The following is a 1433-nucleotide window of genomic DNA, read 5'->3' as shown; positions in this document are numbered from 1 at the left end:
CTTGAACTCAAGCGGTGGCTGCAACGTATGCGGACGGGTTTGAGAGTAGTCGGTCGAGTTCTTCGGCCGGGGTGCGCCATTTGTAGCGTTCGCGGGGGCGGGCGTTGAGTTCGGCGGCGACGTTGTCGAGGATGCCGGGTCCGTGCAGGGACAGGTCGGTGCCCTTGGGGAAGTACTGGCGCAGCAGTCCGTTGGTGTTTTCGTTGGTGCCGCGCTGCCAGGGGCTGTGCGGATCGCAGAAGTAGATCGGCAGTCCGGTGGCTTTGGTGATCGCGGTGTGCAGCGCCATTTCCTTGCCCTGGTCCCAGGTCAGCGAGCGGCGCAGGATCTCGGGGATGTCGGGGATCTTGGCGGTCATCGCCTCAGCCAGGGTGGCCGCGGTGCGGTCCCCGGGCAGGTGCAGCAGCATCACGAACCCGGTGCTGCGCTCCACCAGGGTGCCGATCGCCGAGCCGCTGTCGGCGCCGATGATCAAATCTCCTTCCCAGTGCCCAGGGATCGCCCGGTCCTTCGCCTCGGCGGGACGCTCGCTGATGTTGATCATGTCCCGCAGCTGGCCGCGGTTGGTGATCTCGTTGCGGCCGTGCGGTTTTCGTCGGGTCCGGCCGCTGCGCAACGCGGTTTTGACCAATCTGGCCAACTCCCCGCGCGGCTGCACGTAGAGGGCCTGGTAGATCGTTTCGTGTGACACCCACATCTCCGGATCCTCGGGGAACTCCTCGCGCAGCCGGCCCGCGATCTGCTCGGGGCTGTGCCGCCGTTTCAAGCGTCGCAGAACCTCGGCCAGCAGGGCAGGTCTCTGCTCGAGTCTGCGGACCTTCGGGCGCTTGGCGTTGGCCTCGGCCACCTCTTGCCCGACCCGCGCCCGGTACCCCGAACCAGTCTGCCCGCGGACGATCTCCCGATTGATCGTGTCGGGGTGCCGCCCCAGCAGCACCGCTGCCCGCGCCGGTGAGCGGCCGGTCTCGAGCAATTCCTCCAACCGACAGCGCTCGGTGAACCTCAACGGCGCTCGCAACCGCCGCGACGGATCGGTCTCGAGATCGTCGACGGGCTGGGTTCTGGGCACAAAGCCAGCCTGTTTCACCCAGATCCGGCCGATCTGCTCCGACACGCCGGAGATCACCGCGGCCTGTGTCGATGAGGACCCCGATCTCATCGCCGCCCAGAACGCCTCCCGGGCCGCTGCCGGATAACGAATGCCGCGATGCTCGAGATTGGCCGCGACCCCGGCGGCCCTGGCCCACTTCGAACCCGTCTGGTGCGAGACCCCTGCCACCGCGGCCGCCGCCGACCGCGACAACCCCGACCTCAACGCCTCCAGAAAATCCTCACGCGCCGACTCCGGCACCTGATTGCAGCCATGCTTGCGAAACCCCATCGAACAACACCCCAAAACAATTCAGGTGTTGCAGCGATCACTTGAGTTCAAG

At 66.7% G+C, this 1433-nt stretch carries 1 protein-coding gene; it reads right to left on the bottom strand.

Annotated features, from left to right (window positions below):
* Nucleotides 1-7: 7 nt before the first annotated feature.
* Nucleotides 8-1159 carry an IS30 family transposase gene (locus SLQ33_RS33505; RefSeq protein WP_413467784.1) on the bottom strand — a complete coding sequence of 384 codons (1152 nt, stop codon included), beginning with the start codon at nt 1157-1159 and terminating at the stop codon, nt 8-10.
* Nucleotides 1160-1433: the final 274 nt, after the last annotated feature.

It is taken from the genome of Mycobacterium sp. RTGN6 (assembly GCF_033804605.1).
GTDB lineage: Bacteria > Actinomycetota > Actinomycetes > Mycobacteriales > Mycobacteriaceae > Mycobacterium.
The sequence above is the reverse complement of the archived record's forward strand: the minus strand, read 5'-3'. Positions and strand labels throughout refer to the sequence as shown.

Coding starts and splice junctions, on each gene's coding strand:
- SLQ33_RS33505 (WP_413467784.1), bottom strand. CDS start 1,159: ATGAGATCGGGGTCCTCATCGACACAGGCCGCGGTGATCTCCGGCGTG.